The 19303-nt window shown below is 49.9% G+C and carries 14 protein-coding genes and 4 tRNA genes; 15 read left to right on the top strand and 3 right to left on the bottom strand.

Annotated features, from left to right (window positions below; translation table 11 throughout):
- Positions 1 to 42: 42 nt before the first annotated feature.
- The 3 genes from JYB63_RS04165 to JYB63_RS04155 are packed head-to-tail and all read left to right on the top strand — an operon-like array spanning position 43 to position 2359.
- Positions 43 to 726, top strand: coding sequence for a TIGR04282 family arsenosugar biosynthesis glycosyltransferase (locus tag JYB63_RS04165; protein ID WP_205656536.1), 684 nt, complete (start codon positions 43 to 45; stop codon positions 724 to 726).
- Complete coding sequence (locus tag JYB63_RS04160; RefSeq protein ID WP_205656535.1) at positions 717 to 1628, top strand: radical SAM protein; 912 nt, start codon at positions 717 to 719, stop codon at positions 1626 to 1628. The genes JYB63_RS04165 and JYB63_RS04160 overlap by 10 nt, the downstream gene beginning before the upstream one ends.
- 14 nt (positions 1629 to 1642) lie before the next feature.
- A complete protein-coding gene (locus JYB63_RS04155; RefSeq protein WP_205656534.1) occupies positions 1643 to 2359 on the top strand; it encodes a glycosyltransferase in 717 nt (238 codons plus the stop codon).
- Here JYB63_RS04155 and JYB63_RS04150 read toward each other — a convergent pair.
- The 3 genes from JYB63_RS04150 to JYB63_RS04140 all read right to left on the bottom strand — a co-directional run bounded on the left by JYB63_RS04150 (position 2336) and on the right by JYB63_RS04140 (position 8136).
- Positions 2336 to 3136 carry a substrate-binding periplasmic protein gene (locus JYB63_RS04150; RefSeq protein WP_205656533.1) on the bottom strand — a complete coding sequence of 267 codons (801 nt, stop codon included), beginning with the start codon at positions 3134 to 3136 and terminating at the stop codon, positions 2336 to 2338. The genes JYB63_RS04155 and JYB63_RS04150 overlap by 24 nt on opposite strands.
- An 84-nt stretch (positions 3137 to 3220) precedes the next feature.
- A complete protein-coding gene (locus JYB63_RS04145) occupies positions 3221 to 5605 on the bottom strand; it encodes a bifunctional diguanylate cyclase/phosphodiesterase (protein WP_205656532.1) in 2385 nt (794 codons plus the stop codon).
- Between the two features lie 395 nt (positions 5606 to 6000).
- Entirely contained in the window at positions 6001 to 8136 is a 2136-nt protein-coding gene (locus tag JYB63_RS04140) for a dihydrolipoyl dehydrogenase family protein (RefSeq protein WP_205656531.1), read from the bottom strand.
- 441 nt (positions 8137 to 8577) lie between these two features.
- Here JYB63_RS04140 and JYB63_RS04135 point away from each other — a divergent pair.
- The 12 genes from JYB63_RS04135 (at position 8578) to JYB63_RS04080 (ending at position 19254) form a co-directional block, all read left to right on the top strand.
- Positions 8578 to 8654: transfer RNA gene (locus tag JYB63_RS04135), tRNA-Arg, on the top strand.
- A 26-nt stretch (positions 8655 to 8680) separates the two neighbouring features.
- Positions 8681 to 8756, top strand: a tRNA-His gene (locus JYB63_RS04130).
- Positions 8757 to 8766: 10 nt separating this feature from the next.
- Positions 8767 to 8851: transfer RNA gene (locus JYB63_RS04125), tRNA-Leu, on the top strand.
- A 31-nt stretch (positions 8852 to 8882) separates the two neighbouring features.
- Positions 8883 to 8958, top strand: a tRNA-His gene (locus JYB63_RS04120).
- Between the two features lie 243 nt (positions 8959 to 9201).
- On the top strand, positions 9202 to 10542 hold the full coding sequence (gene tig / locus JYB63_RS04115) for a trigger factor (protein ID WP_205656530.1): 1341 nt from the start codon (positions 9202 to 9204) through the stop codon (positions 10540 to 10542).
- Positions 10543 to 10672: 130 nt separating this feature from the next.
- A complete protein-coding gene (gene clpP, locus JYB63_RS04110) occupies positions 10673 to 11293 on the top strand; it encodes an ATP-dependent Clp endopeptidase proteolytic subunit ClpP (RefSeq protein ID WP_205656529.1) in 621 nt (206 codons plus the stop codon).
- A gap of 167 nt (positions 11294 to 11460) precedes the next feature.
- On the top strand, positions 11461 to 12753 hold the full coding sequence (gene clpX, locus JYB63_RS04105; protein WP_205656528.1) for an ATP-dependent Clp protease ATP-binding subunit ClpX: 1293 nt from the start codon (positions 11461 to 11463) through the stop codon (positions 12751 to 12753).
- 139 nt (positions 12754 to 12892) lie between these two features.
- Positions 12893 to 13231 carry a hypothetical protein gene (locus JYB63_RS04100; RefSeq protein ID WP_205656527.1) on the top strand — a complete coding sequence of 113 codons (339 nt, stop codon included), beginning with the start codon at positions 12893 to 12895 and terminating at the stop codon, positions 13229 to 13231.
- A gap of 189 nt (positions 13232 to 13420) precedes the next feature.
- Positions 13421 to 14710: an NAD(P)/FAD-dependent oxidoreductase gene (locus tag JYB63_RS04095; protein ID WP_205656526.1), complete on the top strand. Its 1290-nt coding sequence runs from the start codon at positions 13421 to 13423 to the stop codon at positions 14708 to 14710.
- 275 nt (positions 14711 to 14985) lie between these two features.
- On the top strand, positions 14986 to 15660 hold the full coding sequence (locus JYB63_RS04090; RefSeq protein WP_205656525.1) for a cupredoxin domain-containing protein: 675 nt from the start codon (positions 14986 to 14988) through the stop codon (positions 15658 to 15660).
- A gap of 10 nt (positions 15661 to 15670) precedes the next feature.
- Positions 15671 to 18016, top strand: a complete 2346-nt coding sequence (locus JYB63_RS04085; protein WP_205656524.1) for an EAL domain-containing protein — start codon at positions 15671 to 15673, stop codon at positions 18014 to 18016.
- The gene (locus JYB63_RS04080; protein WP_205656523.1) at positions 18010 to 19254 is read left to right on the top strand and encodes a hypothetical protein; all 1245 of its coding nucleotides are present in this window, start codon (positions 18010 to 18012) and stop codon (positions 19252 to 19254) included. The genes JYB63_RS04085 and JYB63_RS04080 overlap by 7 nt, the downstream gene beginning before the upstream one ends.
- The last annotated feature ends 49 nt before the right edge of the window (positions 19255 to 19303 follow it).

Genomic DNA, 19303 nt, shown 5'->3' with positions numbered 1-19303 from the left:
GGCAGAGCTAACCCTCTGCCTTTTGTGTATCTGGAGTATCACTTGTTCGCAAAGGATATTAGCTTAGTCATTTTTTGTAAGCGACCTGCCCTCGGTCAGGGTAAGCAGCGTCTGGCGGCCAGCGTGGGTCAGGCAGCTGCGTTACAGGTAGCCGAAGCGCTGCTGGATTGTGTGTTGGAAGATGCTGCTTTGTGGCCCGGCCCGGTCGTATTATCACCTGCCAGTGAAAGTGACGCTGAATGGGCTGCAGGCCTGGGTGAGGGAAACTATAAAGTCGTGCCGCAGTCTGAAGGTAATCTGGGTACACGTATTCTCAGGGTGGATGATCAGCTACGTGCTGAAGGGCATAGCAGGATTATTTATATCGGCAGTGATGCACCGGAACATAATCAGGATGTTTATGAGCAACTGGCTGCCCTGATGTCTGATTATGATGTGGTGCTTACGCCGGCGGCAGATGGTGGTGTCACGGCAATGGGCTCAGCGGCGGGTTGGGGTGAACTTGAAGTGTTGCCCTGGAGTACCGATCAGTTGGGTGAAGCGCTCAGACAGCAGGCCGAAGCCGCAGGTCTGTCAGTCGGATTTGCAGCTGGCTGTTACGATGTTGATCAGCTGAGTGACTTGCAGCGCTTACAGAAAACTTTACGAGATGATCCGCGGCCAGCGCGCCAAACGCTGTTGCGGATAACCGGTCAATTGCTGGAGGAGCATGACGGATGGAAGTAATTCGCAGTCGTAGCTGGTATCAGACTGAAGACGGTACCGCACGGGGTTATATTGCACCGCATGAGCTTAAAGAGCTCTGGTTTCATACAGGCACCGCCTGTAATTTAAGCTGTGATTTTTGTCTTGAAGGTTCCGGGCCCGGTGACAAGCGCCTTGAGCTGATTAAGCTGGTGGATGCTGAGCCTTATATTAAACAGGCAGTAATTTTAGGCGTACAGCAGTTTTCATTTACCGGTGGCGAGCCATTTCTGGCTAAGGATCTGGTTAAGATACTTCAGGCTGCCGCTGAACATGCGCCGTGTCTGGTACTGACCAACGGAACCGATGCATTGCAGAAGCGGATTAAGCAACTGGATGTGTTACATGATGCTAAATACCCCGTCAGTTTTCGGGTGAGCATTGATTCGCCGGACGAGAAAACCCATGATCAGGGTCGTGGTGAAGGTATGTTTGCCAGTGCGTTAACGGGGATGAAAATGCTCCATGAGCGCGGCTTCAGTGTATCACTCGCCCGTCATATGGCCGACGGTGAGGATACCGCCGCAGTGGAGCAGGCATACCGGACAGTTTTACGGGATTATGGCCTGCCGGACGATATTAAGTTTGTCGCGTTTCCGGACTTTCTTCCGCCAGGGAGTATGGGGCATGGACCTGATATCACCACCAATTGTATGACGCAGTATCACACGGAAGACTCCCGTCGCAGTTTTATGTGTGCTTTCAGCAAAATGCTGGTCAAGCAGAAAGGTCGGATGCGCGTGTATGCCTGCACGCTGGTGGACGATGATGCGGAATATGATCTGGGGGATGATCTTGCCGCTGCGCTGGAGCAGAAGATCAGTATGCGGCACCACCGTTGTTTCAGTTGTTTTAAGTATGGTTCTTCCTGCAGTGAAACCTGATTTTAAGGTGACCGGTGTCTAGTCTTTCTGTCGTCATTCCTGTCGGACCTGCGGAAAAAGAACTGGGTGATTTGCCGTTCAGTTTGCTGCAGGTGTTTCGTCATACTTCAGGTCTGGGCCTGCTGCTCAAGCGCTGGGAAATCATCGTCGTGTTGTGTGAAGCATCCCGGCATTTGGAACAGCAGCTATCGCAGATATCCGCGGTGACCGTGTTGTACGCGGAAGCTGGCCGGGCAAAGCAGATGAATGCCGGGGCTGCAGCGGCAACCGGGCGTTTTATCTGGTTTCTGCATCTGGATTCAAATATCGAGCCGTTACATTGTTTACGCCTGAGTGAGCGGATTCTTCAGAACAGCGAAGCCCTTCACTATTTTCCGCTGGCGTTTAAGAGTGATGGTGCCGGGCCGATGAGGCTGAACCAGTGGGGCGCGAACGTACGCTCAAATCTCCTGAGAGTACCGTTCGGTGATCAGGCGTTCTGTTTATCAGCCCGGCAGTTCAGACAATTGGGTGGATATCCTGAGGAGGCTGAGTATGGTGAGGATCATCTGCTGGTCTGGTACGCCCGTCAGGCCGGGATAACGCTGTGTTCAACCGGAATTGCGTTACCTACCAGTGCCCGTAAGTATGCCTCTCATGGCTGGTTGAAGCTCACGCTCAGGTACCAGTATCTTTGGCTTAAACAGGCCTGGCCGGAGTTTCTTTGTTTACTGAAGCGGCGTTTTCTGTAGCGAAACAGAGGTGTCGTAGGATTGTTGCAGCCTTATGTAGTCTTCCAGGGATGAAGGGGGCAGAACTTGTCCCAGACAATCTTTAAGGATGGCCTGATAGCTGCCGTCCTGTTTCATGTCCCGGATTGCTGTTGCCAGCTTAGGTAGCAGGCTTTCGTGTTTGCGGTGCAGGTAGATGTAAATCGGTTCTATGCTCAGTGCAGGCTGCAGGGCATGAATGTCAGTATTTTGCTGTTGACTGAGCAGCCCGTATCCCATCTTTTTTTCGTATAACGCTAAATCTGCGCGGTCCATTTTCAGCATTTTGAACAGGGCTTCAGGGGTCGCTACCTTATCAACCATTGGGGTATCCGGCAGGTTGTTTTCGAACACTACCCAGCCCCGGATATAAGATATCCTGTGTTCTTCAAGGCTCGTCCAGTCAGGTGTTGTTATCTGCTGGTTTTTACTGAAGGCAACAATTTCTGCCACCCATGTGATTTCCGGAACGGGCAGCAAGTTTGGGTACGTGCGGGTAACACCGGCGATGCGGGCAAGATCCCCATCATGTAAGCCCGCGTTAGCATCCCTTAATGCCCGGCGCGCCGGAATTTTCTTAATGATCGCCTGAATGCCTATGCGGTGAAATGCTTCAATTGCGATACGGTCGGCCAGGCCTGTCTGAAGGTTGGTAGATATTGGCAGACGTTGGATGGTGCTCAGTACGATTGTTTGGCTGGCTTGTGCAGGGGGCAGGCATATAAACAAGAACAGCCCGCTCAGTATCATTGCTTTCATAGTCATCCTTTTTTTGTGATCGCAAAAAAAATGAGCCGGAAACATGATAATCCCAGTGCATACAGCAGTGCACTGAACTGCGGGTTACAGGTTACTTATTTTTTCCAGCTCGTCTTCCTGATAATGAATACTTTTAATCAAATCGCCCTGAGGCTTCTGATACAGGTAGCCCTGAGCTTTGCCGCAGCCCAGATGGCGCAGGTGCTGTGCCTGCAGCTCAGTTTCCACACCTTCTGCAATCAGATCCAGATTGAGGGTTTTGGCAATGGAGATGATGGTTGCCACAATGGCGGAGTCTTCAGGGTCAGTCAGCATATCCCGGACAAAGCTCTGATCGATCTTAAGCTTATCGACGGGCAGGATCTTGAGGTAGGAGAGGGATGAGTAACCGGTACCGAAATCATCAAGGGCAATTTTAACGCCCATGTTGCTGAGCCGGTTAAGCCGCTCGATTGCCCAGCCTTTGTCCTGAATGATCAGGTCTTCTGTGACTTCTATGACGAGCATTTCAGGTGCCAGCCCGGTTTCTTCCAGAACCTGTTCGATATGGGTGATGATGGCATCTGATTCAAGCTGACAGGGGCTGACGTTGACGGCAATCGGCACCTGTTCATCAAGTTTTGCCATGGTGCTGCAGGCTTCTTCTATGACCCATGCGCCCACGTCGATGATCAGACCGCTGGAAACCAGTTCCGGAATGAATTCAGCGGGCGAAATCATATTGCCATCCGGGGTCTTCCAGCGCAGCAGGCATTCGACAGAGACTGTCTGGCGGGTTTTCAGGTCAATGATTGGCTGATAAAAGAGTACGAATTCTTTGGCCTTGAGTGCGCGGTGCAGGGCGGTCTTCAGAATCAGTTTCTGGTTCGCTTCTGCATCCATGCCGGGGCTGAAGAATACCACCCGGTCACGGCCGTCGGCCTTGGCCTTGCAGAGTGCCAGATCAGTATGCCGCAGTAGCTCATCAAAACTATTGCCATCTTCTTCCAGCATTGCACAGCCGATGCTGACGGATACTTTAATCAGTGAGCCTGCAACCAGCATGGTTTCATCAAAGGCCTGGCGAATCTGTTCGGCAAGTCTGGCGGTGATTTTACGGGCAATGGTGATATCTGATTCCGGCAGTTCAGCCAGAAGCAGGAATTCATCTGAACTTAGCCGTCCCAGCGAATCACTTTTAGGAACGATAGACTGAATGATGTTGGCGGTCGCTTTGATCAGCAAGTCACCATTACCCTGACCGAGGGTGTCATTAATGCTTTTGAAGTTATCGATATCGACAATCATTACCGCATAACGGTTAGGTGATGCCTGATTACGGATGATTGTCTGGTTAATCCGGTCACGCATCAGTACCCGGTTAGGCAGGGAGGTGAGCTGGTCAAAGTTGGTGATTTTATCGATCTTGGCTTCTTGTTGCTTACGCTCACGAATATCCCGACAAATGGTCAGCAGGTGCGGCTGGTCATTGATCTCGATAATAGAGGCAGAGGTCTCTGTGGGAATCAGATTCCCCAGACGTGACTTAAATGTCAGTTCCTGAATGTTCCAGCCGGTCCGCTGAGTTTCATCCAGGAAGTTGCGGATGTGTGTGTGGGCGCCGCTGTAAAGGGCATAGAAAGACAGATCCCTGAGCTGCTCATCAGAGAAGTTCAGCATGTCACAGGCTTTACCGTTGAAGTCGATAATGCTGTTGGTGGTCAGGTCGACAATCAGAATAGCGTCATGGGAGCCTTCAAATATGGTGCTGAGTTTACGCCGCTGTTCATCACTTTGCAGATAGAGCTGTCGAACCTTGCCGTGCATGGAATCAATTGTCTGGGCCAGCTCGTCAAGCTCATCATGAGCACGGTTAGGGCGCGCAATGGCTTTATGAACGGACAATTCCCGTTGATTCTTCTGATCATCTGAGAGGTCAATGCTGCTGACGAGTTGCGAGATACGGGATACCCGGCTGGTAATTATTTTGAATATGATCAGCAGGATCAGAAAAGAGACAAGAAAAGTTTTAACTCCCTGGCCCAGCAGAATAACTGCCAGACGGTTTTGCAGGCTGGCGTAGATATTATCCAGCGTGGCCCAGACTTCCATATGGCCTAACTGATTAATGGTTCCCTGCTGTTCGCGGATGATAGGGTAGGTTTGAGAAATGATGTGCTTCGCTTGCTTGTCGCCGATGGCGTTAACGATGGTGTTGGTTTCGTCGACGATGCTGACATAGATGACATCATTAAGGTTATAAATACCGCGGATCTGAGATTCAACAACATCGGTGTTAAACAGCCAGATATTTTCGCTCAGGCTGGGCAGGTAGCTGACTTCAATGGATTTGAAACGCTGTTCAAGCAGGTTTACATCAATGCGGTATTCAAAATACAGCTCAAGCAGCGTCAGAATCAGGGTGACTGAGGAGCTGCAGATCAGAATGTAGAAAAGTATTCTTTTACTCAGCCCAGTAACGCCGGACATCTGAGACTTTTTTGAAATCACAAAAATATACCTACTCAGTATCAATGAACCGAGTTCTTGTGCCGTAAAAGAGAAAACAGTGGCGGGTAACTGAACTCAATATTGAACCAAAACTAAGACTAATGGGTATTAGTTTGCGTCCATGCGTTTATAGCATATTGGCTTAATGATCGCTCAGAAACAACCGAATAATGCTAAGCGGTTACTCATTATGTTGAAGAATAAACTGTGAAAGGTGTTTTTTCAGACGTCAGTGCCGGAAATGGCTGATCTGGTAAGAAGTTGTCGGGCAGAGACTAAAAAGACAGCGGGTGGCTGGTGATTTATTCAGATAGTTGTTTGCCCCTCACAGGTATGAGGGGCTGGTAAAGACTGCAGGTGAGGTTGGTAACAGATTAGTTGCGCATCCAGCGGTGGAATTTTTCAAGCCAGGCCAGTGCTTTTTGAGGCGCGTGGCGTTTTTTCCAGACGCCGGCTGCAAAGCGATTTGCTTCATTAATCGTCGGATAGGCGTGCAGGGTGCCAAGAATTTTATTCAGCCCGAGCTTGTGTTTCATCGCGAGGGCAAATTCCGGCAACATTTCCGCGGCATGTTCACCGACCAGAGTGACCCCGAGAATTTTATCGCTGCCAGGCTTCACCAGCACTTTTACGAATCCGTAAGCGGCTTCGTCGGTAATTGCTCTGTCCAGATCGTCCAGATCGTATTTAACAACCTCATGGGGAATGCCCTTATCGATGGCCTGTTTTTCATTAATGCCAATCCGGGCAACTTCCGGGCTGGTATAGGTTGTGAACGGTATGTAGCTGTAATCAACCTTAAACCGTTTCAGTTGGCCGAATAGTCCGTTAACTGCTGCATACCATGCCTGATGTGATGCAGCATGGGTGAAGCGGTACGGGCCAATAACATCACCGCAGGCAAATACGTTAGGCAGTTCGGTACGCAGATATTCGTCGACCTCGAGTTGTTTATCTCCCTGTTTGATCAGGCCAAGGTTTTCAAGGCCGAATCCCTGCAGGTTTGGTGTTCTGCCGGTGGCAACCAGAAGCTGGTCAAAGTCGATGCGTCGTTCTGTACCCATGTGTTCACAGATCAGCGTGTGCTGGCCGTCGCTGGTTTCGAAGCGAACAGGGGTGTGTTCTGCGCACAGGCTGATACCGTCTTCCAGCAGGTGGCTTTCAACAACCTTCGCGGCATCCAGATCTTCATTGGTCAGTACCTGAGGTTTACGGTAAACCAGCGATACCTGGCTGCCGAGGCGGGCAAAACACTGGCCAAGCTCACAGCCGATAGCGCCAGCACCGAGCACCAGCAGGCGTTCAGGGCGCTGCTGAAGGTCCCAGATAGTGTCAGAGGTCAGGGGAGTAAGGTTTTCGATTCCCGGAATGTTTGGAACAGAAGGGCGGGCACCGGTGGCAATGACAATGTTACGCGTTGTAATCACTTTGCCGTTTACTTCTACTTCCCACGGTGAGCGGATGGTAGCTTCACCGGTTTCGCAGTCAACACCAAGAGATTCGTACCGTTCTACTGAATCATGGGGTTCAATGGTTGTAATGACCCGTTTGATCCGTGCCATGATGTCTGCAAAGTCGAACTCAACCTCTGCCTTCTTAATGCCGAGCTTGTTGGCGTCCCGGACATCTGCCAGAAAATGGGTGCTGCGAATAAGGGCTTTAGAAGGTACGCAGCCGGTATTGAGGCAGTCGCCCCCCATTTTATGTTTTTCAATAAGCGTGACTTTGGCTTTAGTGGCCGCCGCAATATAGGACGTAATCAGGCCGCCTGCTCCGGCGCCAATGACCACCATGTTGGTGTCAAATGAGGCTGGCTTGCTGAATGCGCTGTACTTTTTACGGGCCTTGATGCCGCCAACGATGGCTTTGGCGATCCATGGGAAGATACCCAGTAAACAGAAGGACAGTAACAGCCCGGGTGAAACAATGTCGCCGGCCTGTTCAATTGCGCCTAACTGAGTACCGGCATTCACATAAACAGCTGTTCCCGGCAGCATGCCAAGCTGGCTCACCCAGTAAAAGGTTCTGGCCCGCATGGTGGTCAGGCCCATGACCGGATTAATCACAAAGAACGGGACCAAAGGTACCAAACGCAGAGTGAACAGGTAGAACATGCCGTCTTTGGCAATGCCTTTGTTAATGGGGTCGATGTGAGACTGGAATTTATTGGTCAGCGGTTCCCTTAATAAATAGCGCGCTATAAGGAAAGAGAAGGTTGCGCCGATGGTGCTGGCAAAGGACACCAGGATAAGGCCGGACAGCAAGCCAAACACAGCACCTGCGACCAGTGTCATAACGGCGGCACCTGGCAGGGACAGGGCGGTAACCGCTATATAGACAGCCATAAACACCAGGCCGGATAACAATAGGTTATCGTCAACCCAGGTTTGCAGTGACGTTTGCTGTGACTTTATATAGCTAAGGTTGAGGTAGCTGCCTAAGTCGTAAATAAAGAATGCGATAACGACCAGTGCAATGATTGCAATCAGCAGGCCTTTTTTCCAGTTCATGACGGTGTCCTTATATAAGCAAGCAATAGTTGCGTTGCCGGGATGGTGGCATCGGCCAGATTCGCTATGGTATTGATTTTTAAACCGGGCTACAAATATCGCACTATCCTGCAGCGAGGGGCTGAAACTAAACTGAAAATGATGTGCTTCATCAGTGAGTTGTATGGTTTTTAACCGCAAGGCTTTGGGGTTGGCTGAGAAATAAACAGCAGATACAGGAAAATCTGGCTAACTGGCTTATTTCGTTAAAAAAATCAAAAAGGGTGTTGACGCCAAAGGGGCGCATATATAATATGCGCACCACCTTGAGGCGAGGCACACAACGCAGCAATGCGGAGGGCTGAAGGCTCAGGGGTTCGGGAATTAAAACGCCTGAAACTCATTGAAGAGGTTGGTTGCTGTAAAGCAGTTATCTGATTCATAGAGTAAGCTTTCCAATATGGGCCAATAGCTCAGCTGGATAGAGCACCGCCCTTCTAAGGCGGTGGTCGAGGGTTCGAATCCTTCTTGGCCCGCCAGTTTGGAAAAGCAAATGTATGTAGTGGTGGGCGTAGCTCAGTTGGTAGAGCTCCGGATTGTGATTCCGGCGGTCGTGGGTTCAAGCCCCATCGTCCACCCCAATACATATATGCGGACGTGGTGAAATTGGTAGACACGCTGGATTTAGGTTCCAGTGCCGCGAGGTGTGAGAGTTCGAGTCTCTCCGTCCGCACCATTTAGTAAGACTCCTTTCCATAGGAAATATGGTGGGCGTAGCTCAGTTGGTAGAGCTCCGGATTGTGATTCCGGCGGTCGTGGGTTCAAGCCCCATCGTCCACCCCAATTTCCTTATCTCATACTTCTCTTTTATGTAATTAAATGCTGCTGATTTTGCAGTTTTTCGTGTATCTGCTGTTTACTGGCTAATTCAGTGCTTTTCACTTGACTAATCCCGCTGCTTGCCGGAAAATTCCCGCCTTTAGATATTCTGGCCCTGTTTGCGTAAGAGTGCTTTAGCTTCAATAGCATGCAGGTTGTAAGTGTTTTGATTTGTAACGATACAAATAATTTTTTGCGAGGAATTCCATGCAAGTTTCTGTAGAAACGACTACTGGTCTAGAACGTCAAGTGACTGTTGTTGTACCGGCCGAGCGTGTAGACAATGATGTTGCTCAGCGCGTGCAGCAAACTGCCCGTACTGTTCGTATTGACGGTTTCCGTCCTGGTAAGGTTCCGGCCAAAGTAGTTAAGAAGCGCTACGGCAAGGGAATTCGTCAGGAAGTCATCGGTGAAGTTATTCAGGAAAGCTTCTACCAGGCTACTCAGCAGGAAAACCTGACGCCTGCAGGTGGTCCGAACATCGAATTCAAGAACGACAAAGAAGGTGAAGATTTCTCTTACACCGCTACTTTTGAAGTTTACCCTGAAATCGCACTGGCTGATTTCTCTGCGGCTGAAATCGAAAAGAACAGCGCTGAAGTAAAAGACGAAGATCTGGAACAGATGATCGAAACTCTGCGTAAGCAGCAGGCTGACTGGGTTGCTGTAGAGCGCGCTGCTGCAGACGGCGACCAGGTTAAGATCGATTTTGAAGGTTTCATCGACGGTGAAGCGTTCGAAGGCGGTAAGGGTGAAGGTATGGACCTGGTTCTGGGTTCTAACACCATGATCCCAGGTTTCGAAGCAGGTCTGGACGGTGCTGAAACAGGCGCTGACGTTGAACTGAATGTTACTTTCCCTGAAGACTACCACTCTGAAGATCTGAAAGGTAAAGCTGCTGTATTCAAAGTTAAGGTACAGTCTGTATCTGAACAGCAGCTGCCAGAACTGAACGAAGAGTTCTTCGCTAAGTTCGGTCTGGAAGAAAACAACGTAGACAGCTTCAAAGTTGAAGTTCGCAAGAACATGGAGCGTGAAGTTAAGCAGGCTCTGAAAACCAAGCTGAAAGAAGCTGTTTTTGGTCAGTTGGTTGAGCTGAACGCAATTGATGTTCCAGCGGCTCTGATTGACAACGAAATCGATGCAATGCGCCGTCAGGCAATTCAGCAGTTCGGTGGTGCAGAAGCTAACATCGATCCTGAAATGCTGCCTAAGGAAATGTTCCAGGAGCAGTCTGAGAAGCGCGTTAAAGTTGGTCTGCTGGTTAACGAAGTTATCAAGGCAAACGAACTGACTGTTGACGAAGATCGCGTTAAGACAACCATTGAAGAACTGGCTGCTACTTACCAGGATCCTCAGCAGGTTATCGACTGGTACAACAGCAATGAAGAAATGCTGGGTCAGGTTAAGAGTCTGGTGATGGAAGATCAGGTACTGGATCTGCTGCTGGAATCCGCTAAGGTTACAGAAGTAGAGCTGAGCTACGAAGATGCTATCAAGCCTGCTGAGCCAAAAGCACAGGAAGAAGACGCAGAAGCTGAAGCATAATTGCCAACTGCTTGATTTGCGTTTATAAAATAACGGCTGTCGGCGTAAAGTCGGCCGCCGTTTTTGCTTTTCAGGGTGCTTTTAATTTGTATGTAGGGCACCAAGTTCAGGATCAAAGGAGAGAATAGGTATGTCGCAAACTTATAATGGCCCAACAATGATCACCAGCAGTGGCCTGGTACCTATGGTTGTTGAGCAGACTGCTCGCGGCGAGCGTTCTTATGACATTTACTCCCGGTTACTTAAAGAACGTGTGATTTTTATGGTTGGCCAGGTTGAAGATCACATGGCGAATCTTGTGGTAGCGCAGCTGTTGTTCCTGGAGTCTGAAAATCCGGATAAGGATATTCACCTGTATATTAATTCTCCGGGCGGTTCAGTGACTGCCGGACTGTCGATTTACGATACCATGCAGTTTATTAAGCCTGATGTGAGCACCATGTGTATTGGTCAGGCGGCGAGCATGGGGGCGCTGTTGCTGACCGGTGGCGCAGCAGGCAAGCGTTACTGTCTGCCTAATTCACGTATGATGATTCATCAGCCGCTGGGCGGATATCAGGGGCAGGCAACTGATATTGAAATTCATACAAAAGAGATTCTGTCTATCCGTGAGCGTCTGAATGGTATTATGGCGCACCATACAAATCAGGATCTTGAAGTGATTTCCCGTGATACTGACCGTGATAACTTCATGTCTCCGCAGGCTGCGGTTGAGTACGGACTGATTGATGCGGTGATGGAACGTCGCTAAACTTCAGGGTAGTGATGGCGGCTGTATGCTACAGTTGTAGCGTTTATTATACGGTTGCTGTGTACTGCTCCGAAGTGATGAACCGCTATAATTTTCAGCATGGCGGAAGATATATATTAGATGGTAGCCGGGTTCAGCACTGGCTGCCTGAGGAAAGAGGTAGTTGAATGTCAGACGATATCAACGGCAAAGATGGCGGCGATGACAGCAAAACGCTGTATTGCTCGTTCTGCGGTAAAGGTCAGGACGAAGTTAAAAAGCTGATTGCAGGTCCTTCTGTATTCATTTGTGATGAGTGTGTGGACCTGTGCAACGACATCATTACAGAGGAAACGCAGCAGGTTAATGAAGATGTTGAGCAAAGCGATGATTTGCCGACCCCTGCTGAAATTAAGCATAACCTGGATGAGTATGTTATTGGCCAGGAACGTGCAAAGAAGGTTTTATCGGTTGCTGTTTACAACCACTATAAGCGTTTGCGCTTCCAGCAGGCCAGCAATACTGAGGTAGAGCTGGGCAAGAGTAATATCCTGCTGATCGGGCCGACCGGTAGCGGTAAGACCCTGCTGGCTCAGACGCTGGCGCGGATGCTGAATGTACCGTTCACCATTGCTGATGCAACAACCCTGACCGAAGCCGGTTATGTGGGTGAAGATGTTGAAAACATTATTCAGAAGCTGCTGCAGAAGTGTGATTACGATGTAGAGAAAGCTCAGCTGGGCATTGTTTACATCGATGAGATCGATAAGATTTCCCGTAAGTCAGATAACCCTTCTATTACCCGTGACGTTTCCGGTGAGGGTGTTCAGCAGGCGCTGCTGAAGCTGATTGAAGGTACTGTTGCTTCTGTGCCGCCACAGGGTGGGCGTAAGCATCCGCAACAGGAATTCCTGCAGGTTGATACTTCAAACATCCTGTTTATCTGTGGCGGTGCGTTTGCCGGCCTAGATCAGGTTATCCGTAACCGCAGTGAAAAGAGCTCTATCGGCTTCAGTGCGACGGTTAGCAGTAAAGACGATTCCAAGAACGTCACGGATATGCTGCGTGATCTGGAAGCTGAAGATCTGGTGAAGTACGGTCTTATTCCTGAATTTGTTGGCCGTCTGCCGATGCTGGCGACGCTGGCAGAGCTGGATGAAGATGCGTTGATTCAGATTCTGACTGAGCCTAAGAACTCGCTGACCAAGCAGTACGGTGCGCTGTTTGAAATGGAAGGTGCCGAGCTGGACTTCCGTGAGTCTGCACTGCACGCGGTTGCTCAGAAAGCGCTGGCAAGAAAAACCGGTGCCCGTGGCCTGCGGTCTATTCTTGAAGAAACGTTACTGGATACCATGTATTCATTACCTTCTCAGGAAAATGTCAGCAAGGTTGTTATTGATGAAGGCGTAATTACCGGCGAATCTGAGCCAATGATGATCTACGAAAATACTGAGCAGCCTAAAGCGGCCGCTGAAGAATAATCAGTATTTCAATTAAAAAAGGTAGCTTGGGCTGCCTTTTTTTATGCCTGAAATCCCCTCACGTCGGGCTTCTGGTTCCGCACTATACTGAGGTTTTAATCAGTGAGGCGCAGTTATCGTCAGATACTGTGAGGCTGTTATGAACAGAGTTGTTGCCGGAGTATGCCGTATGTGTGTTGTGTTCTGGCTGTTTGGATCTTCTTTAGCTGCTTTCGCAGCAGATCAGCAATTGTTATGCAAACTTGCGGCCAGTGAAGACTATTTTGCGCTCTATGATAGCCAGGTAAGTTATGAGAGCAGTATGTTCAGGCATTACAGTATGCTGAACGGGCTGACCGTAATCGTGCTGAATAAGCAGACCCTCGGTTTTAACCGGCTATCGAATCTGGCACTGTTGCCGGTATCCACGCTGGATATAAACCGGCCGGCGGAGCCGAATCAACTGATGTCCGGTCAGTGCCATTCTATAAGCAAATGAGCTATTCATTTCTGGGTATAGCGGCTCGCTATACTTTCGTCTATTGTATGTCCTGGTAGGTTTTTTTCTGTGTGTATCTGTTTTCAGCTGACGCAGGCAGTAAGCTTATCGCTCTGAATAAGGTGAGCTTAAGTCATTGTTTTGTTTATCAGGCAGTGGCTTAAGCTGACTTTATTTTGAGGATTAAACATGCAAACAATTGTAATCGTAGGAGGAGGGGCCGGCGGCCTTGAACTGGCAGCAAGTTTAGGTAGCCGATTAGGCAAGAAGAAACAGGCGAAGATTATTCTCGTAGACCGGAATCCGAATCATATCTGGAAACCTTTGCTTCATGAGGTAGCAACAGGATCTCTGGATATGAGTATCGACGGTGTGTCTTACCGGGCGCACAGCGGTCAGCATCACTATCAGTTTCAGCTGGGCACCATGACCGGGCTGGATGCTGCTGACAAGCAGATTCATCTGGCTGCCGTCGATGATGAGTATGGCGTGCAGGTACTGCCTGAGCGGAGCATTAGCTATGACACTCTGATTATGGCTGTTGGCAGTGTCAGTAATGATTTCGGAACGCCAGGCGTTGCTGAGCACAGCTATTTTCTGGATTCTCATCAGCAGGCTGAGCGTTTTCAGCGAGGCCTTCTGAACAGTTTTATGCGGGTAAATCAGCAGGGGGCGGAAAAGAAGCTTCGGCTGGCAATCGTGGGTGGCGGAGCCACCGGTGTTGAGCTTGCTGCAGAGCTGACCCATGTAGCCAACCTGCTCAGGCAGTACGGTATGCCGGAAATGTCAGCGAGCCGCTTACAGGTAGATTTGCTTGAAGCCGGGCCGAGTATATTGCCTGCGTTGCCTGCGCGTATCTCTCAGGCTGCACGGCGCGAGCTGCAGCGTTTGGGAGTCGTGGTACGAGAAAATACCCGGGTCACCCGGGCGGATGAGCAGGGCTACGTTGATCAGAACGGAGATTTGATCGCCGCAGATCTGATGGTCTGGGCTGCCGGTGTTAAGGCGCCGGACTTTATCCGTGATCTGAATTATTTTGAATTGGGTCGTGGCGGTCAGATAGTGGTTAAGCCTGGTTTGCAGTCCAGTGTGGATGATAGCATCTGGGTGTTGGGAGACTGTGCTGCCTGTCAGCAGCCAGATGGTTCCTGGGTACCGCCCCGGGCGCAGTCAGCTCATCAGATGGCCAGCCATATTGCCAGCAGCATCAGGCGTCAGATGAAAGGTAAGCCGGTTAAGCCTTATCTGTATAAAGATCATGGCTCTCTGGTGAATCTCAGTCGCTACAGCACGGTAGGCAGCCTGATGGGGAATCTCAGTGGCGGGACAATGTTTGTGGAGGGTAAGATCGCCCGCCTGATGTATATGTCTCTGTACAGAATGCACCAGCTCAGTATTCATGGCTGGCTAAAAGGGGCATGTCTGATTCTTGCGCAGAAAGTGGGGCACATGGTTCAGCCGAAGATAAAATTGCACTGATAACAGGCCGGCATAATTGCCGGCTTTTTTTGTGCTTCAGTTTACTCACTCGATGGTCTGATTATTATCTGAACAGGCCGCCGTATGGCGATTCTCATAAACACAAAGTGAGATGTTTTTTACGTAAAAATGTACTTTCTGCAACAAGTTGCGGGTGAATAATACTGTATATTCAGGTCAGAATTGATCGGGCTTCAGATGAATCCCGGGTGAATAAAGCTGCTTCAGCGGTGTGTTGTAGCAGGTTTTTCTGAGCGGATAAGGAGTGTATTTCAGTGGCAAAGTTAGATTGGACTGTAACTGCCGGAAGCGGTGTCGGTTGTATTCTTGGGCTGCTGATGTCTGTGCCGGCCTGGGCAATTGAACTGAATGTTCAGGTGCTGAGTACCTCCGGAGAGCCACTGGAAGATATGGTCGTATATGCTGAGCCACTTGATGGTCAGCAGTTACCAGCGACGGATAAAGTCATCAGTGTGGGCCAGAAAGGTAAATCTTTCGCGCCTTATGTCAGTGTGTCTCAGGCTGGTAATGACGTGCTGTTTGATAACCAGGATGACATTACCCACCATATTTACTCTGTCGACAGCGATGCCCGTTTTTCATTCAAGATCAAAGCAGGGGAGCAACGCCTGCAAAGCGGTCTGGATCAGAGCGGAGAAGTGGCAATGGGCTGCAACATTCATGACTGGATGTCCGGTTATCTGCTGCTGGTGGATACCCCTCTGTTTGGGAAAACCTCTCAAACTGGTTCTGTGAGCTTTGATACCCCTGTCACCGGGCGCTATAAGGTAACTGTCTGGCACCCTCAGCTATTGGCTGACGAAAACAGAGAAGCGCAGATAGTGGATGTGCAAAATGCGGTGCAGGTAACCGCTCAGTTGACAAGCCGTATGGATGAGGCGCCGGCGCAGGAGAGCGATGATGATTTTGATTTTCTGTCAGAGTATTAAGTGAGTTTGTGTGAAAAGCTTACAAAGTAAAATATTTACATTCTTTGTACTGCTTCTGTTATTAGTGCAGGGGGTGGCGTTCTGGACCCTGTATGCAGGTAATCAGAATCAACAAAAGCAGGAAATCAGTAACCGGCTTACCACTGCTAAAACTGTTTTCACTGAGTTGTTTTCCAGTCGGATCGAATATCTTGCAGCGTTCGCTGAAACCGTATCCAAAGACTATGGCATCAAGCAGGTGTTTAACGAAGATCAGCGCAGTTTGCTGGTTGCGCTGAATAATCACCGTAAGCGAATTAATGCGGATTTAGCGATGACGGTATCTGCTGAGGGTGTTATCAATGCTCAGCTGGTCAGTGCTGAAGAAGATGACGGCGGGCGTAAAGTTCGCCGGGGTGATGAGGTTGGTGCTGAGTTTCGTTACCCAGGCTGGCTAAAGAATCCTGAACGGGGCCACCTGTATGCGATTGGCAAAAATGTCTACCAGTTAAGTTTGTCGCCGGTGAAAGTTGGCGCTAAAACGATTGGCTGGGTGGTGTTCGGCTTCCAGGTTGACGGGCGTCTGGCGACCGAGTTTATGACCATTACCGGTCTTGAAACAGATTTTATTGTGGAAGGTGATGCCGGCTGGTGGCTGGTGGCGTCTTCATCACCGACCGCGGATGTGAAGTTTTCCGGAAGCATCATCAACGGTGATCCGGTTGATGACCAGTATATCGTTGTCGGCCATCAGATTTCTGAAGACCAGCATTTGCGGTTTGGCGTGGCCATGTACGGGCTGCGGGCAAATTTCGTTGAAGTTTTGCAGGAGCAGTGGTGGAAGCTGCTGATTCTTGCGGTCGGCACCCTGGTGTTATCACTGGCAGGGGCTTACTGGATTTCTGCCTCTATCACTCGGCCGGTAAAGCGGTTGGTTCAGCAGGCCAAAATAGTCGCCAGCGGTGATTATAATCAGACCATTAAGCTTGATGACCAAAGCGAACTGGGTCAGTTGGCTGATGAGATTAATCTTATGCAAGATGCGGTGCTCAGTCGTGAGCAGGCATTGTCCCACCGGGCCAACCATGATCCCCTGACGGATCTGCCAAACCGCAACTTCCTGAAGATCATTCTGGATTCCCTGTGCGGGCAGGAAGAGGCTTTTGGTGTGATTCAGCTGAATCTGAGCCGCCTTAAGGATGTTAACGATACGCTGGGCCATCAGGTGGGTGATTATGTCATTCAGGCGCTGGCTGACCGTCTACGCAGTGTGCAGGGTTTTCAGCTGGTGTGCCATCTGGGGGCTGATGAATTCGTGGTACTGACTGAAAACTGCCCGCTGGCTGAAGCAGAGAGTTGCGTGCAGCGCTGCCTTGATAATCTGGATGCGGCACTTGAGCCTGTTTTTGATTATCAGGGGCTGGGATTCCAGCTGCAGGTTCGCAGCGGGGTATCGCTCTACCCTCAGCACAGCAAAACCCCTGACAGCCTGCTGAGAATGTCGGATATCGCGTTGCATCATACGCGGGCAACCAGCCAGCAAGTGCAGTGGTTTGCCCCTGAGCTTGATGTGAATAGTGTAGAACGGCTGAATCTGATCAATGATCTGAAGCAGGCGATCAGTGGTGATCAGTTAGTGCTGTTTTATCAGCCAAAACTGAATCTGCAGAGCAGGGTAGTTACCCATGTTGAGGCGCTGGTTCGCTGGATTCACCCGACAATGGGCATGGTGCCGCCGGATAACTTTATTCATATTGCTGAGCAGACCGGGCAGATTAATGCACTGACGCGCTGGGTTATCCGTACTGCGCTGAATCAGTACAACGAATGGCGTGCTGAGGGGCTGGATCTTGGTGTCGCCATTAATATCTCTGCCGCTAATCTTAAAGATCCGGATTTTTACGGTTTTCTGTGTGAAACGATTCAGGAGCTGGCGGTACCTGCTGAAAAAATTACCCTGGAAGTGACAGAAAGTGCCGTGGTTGAAGATCCTGAGTCGGCCATTACATTGCTGAGCCGGTTTAAAGACTGGGGTATGCGCATTTCCATTGATGATTATGGTACCGGTTATTCCTCGCTGGCTCAGCTTAAGCAGCTACCGGTACATGAACTTAAAATTGATAAGTCATTTATTCAGCGCCTCAGTGATGATCAGTCCGATCAGATCATTGTGAAATCCACTATCGAGCTGGCCCACAGTATGGGGCTGAGTGTCGTGGCGGAAGGTATTGAAGATGAGTTTGCCCTGGACTGGCTGACTTCTAATAATTGTGAACTGGCGCAGGGCTATCATATCAGCCGCCCTCAGGCTGTTGATGCGTTGACGCCATGGCTAAAGGACCACGCCCAGCTTAATCCCCGGGAGGAGGCGTGCTAAACAAAGGCACTGTATTTGCGGCAATCGTAAGTGCCGGAGCGGTCACTCAGGTGAGCGCACTGGAAAGTAAGCTAAATGGCGTTATCGACTACCGGTTAGCGCACAGTGATACCTCTGACAGCTACCGTCAGGGTGGTGTTGGTAAGTTCGGTACAGACAATGGTGGCCAGGCGTATCTTGGTCAGGCCGGCCTGCAGTGGGTTCTGGAATGGGATTCCGGTCTGAGTTTTCATACGGTGGCCAACGGTTATTACGACGGGGAAGACAACGGGCTGGGTATAACGGAATCCTTCTTCAGGTACCGTGGCATTCCGAATGAATCCGGCCACCGGCTTCAGTCAAAAGTGGGTTTGTTTTATCCGGCAATTTCACTGGAAAATAAAGCCTTTGCCTGGGCTGCCAAAAATACCCTTAACAGTTCGACATTGAATACCTGGATCGGCGAAGAGATCCGTTTGCTTGGGGCGGAGCTAACCTGGACCCGGTTAGGCAAGCTTAATGATGCCGGTTATGACTTGAGTTTTACTGCATCAGGTTTCTTTAATAATGATCCCACCGGTGCGCTGTTAGCCTGGCATGGCTGGACCAGCAGTTCGCGTCAAACCCTGTGGGGTGAGAAGCGCAAGATACCGCCACTGGAAGCACGTCAGAGTGGCTTTAAGCTTGAGCCGCAGGCTGCTGAATCGGACCCTTTTTTAGAGCTGGATGACCGTCCTGGGTATCATTTGCAGACTCAGGTGCGCTGGTCCCGTCAGGGGGAAATCAATGCCGGTTATTATAATAATAATGCCCGGACAGATATCGTTGAGCATGGCCAGTATACCTGGCTTACCCGGTTTTATTATGTCGGTGCGCGCTGGTTGCTGGATAAGAAACTGGAGCTGACAGCCCAGTATATGACCGGTGATACCCTGATGAATGATGTATATGGCAGGCCGGTGGTCGATAATGATTACCGCAGTGCCTTTTTAATGCTGAGTAAACGTGTCGGGAAGCATCGGTTTACCGGCCGTATTGAAGAATTTTCAGTGACCGATAAAGATCAGACGGCAGGTGATAATAATGATGAATACGGAACTGCGGCGACGCTGAATTACACCTATCGGTATTCAAAGCCTTTGTTCCTGTCGGTCGAGCATACCTGGATTAATTCCGACCGTCCGGGGCGTGTCTATGCCGGTGAGCCTGCTGACCGTGAAGAGCGGCAGCTGTTGCTGGCAGTCAGGTATTTCTTTTAGAAAATACTTTTAAGCAGATATTTTTTTATACTGCAGAAACAAAAAAGCA

Source organism: Aliamphritea spongicola, from assembly GCF_017051665.1.
Lineage (GTDB): Bacteria > Pseudomonadota > Gammaproteobacteria > Pseudomonadales > Balneatricaceae > Amphritea > Amphritea spongicola.
This window is presented reverse-complemented; position numbering and strand designations above follow the sequence as displayed.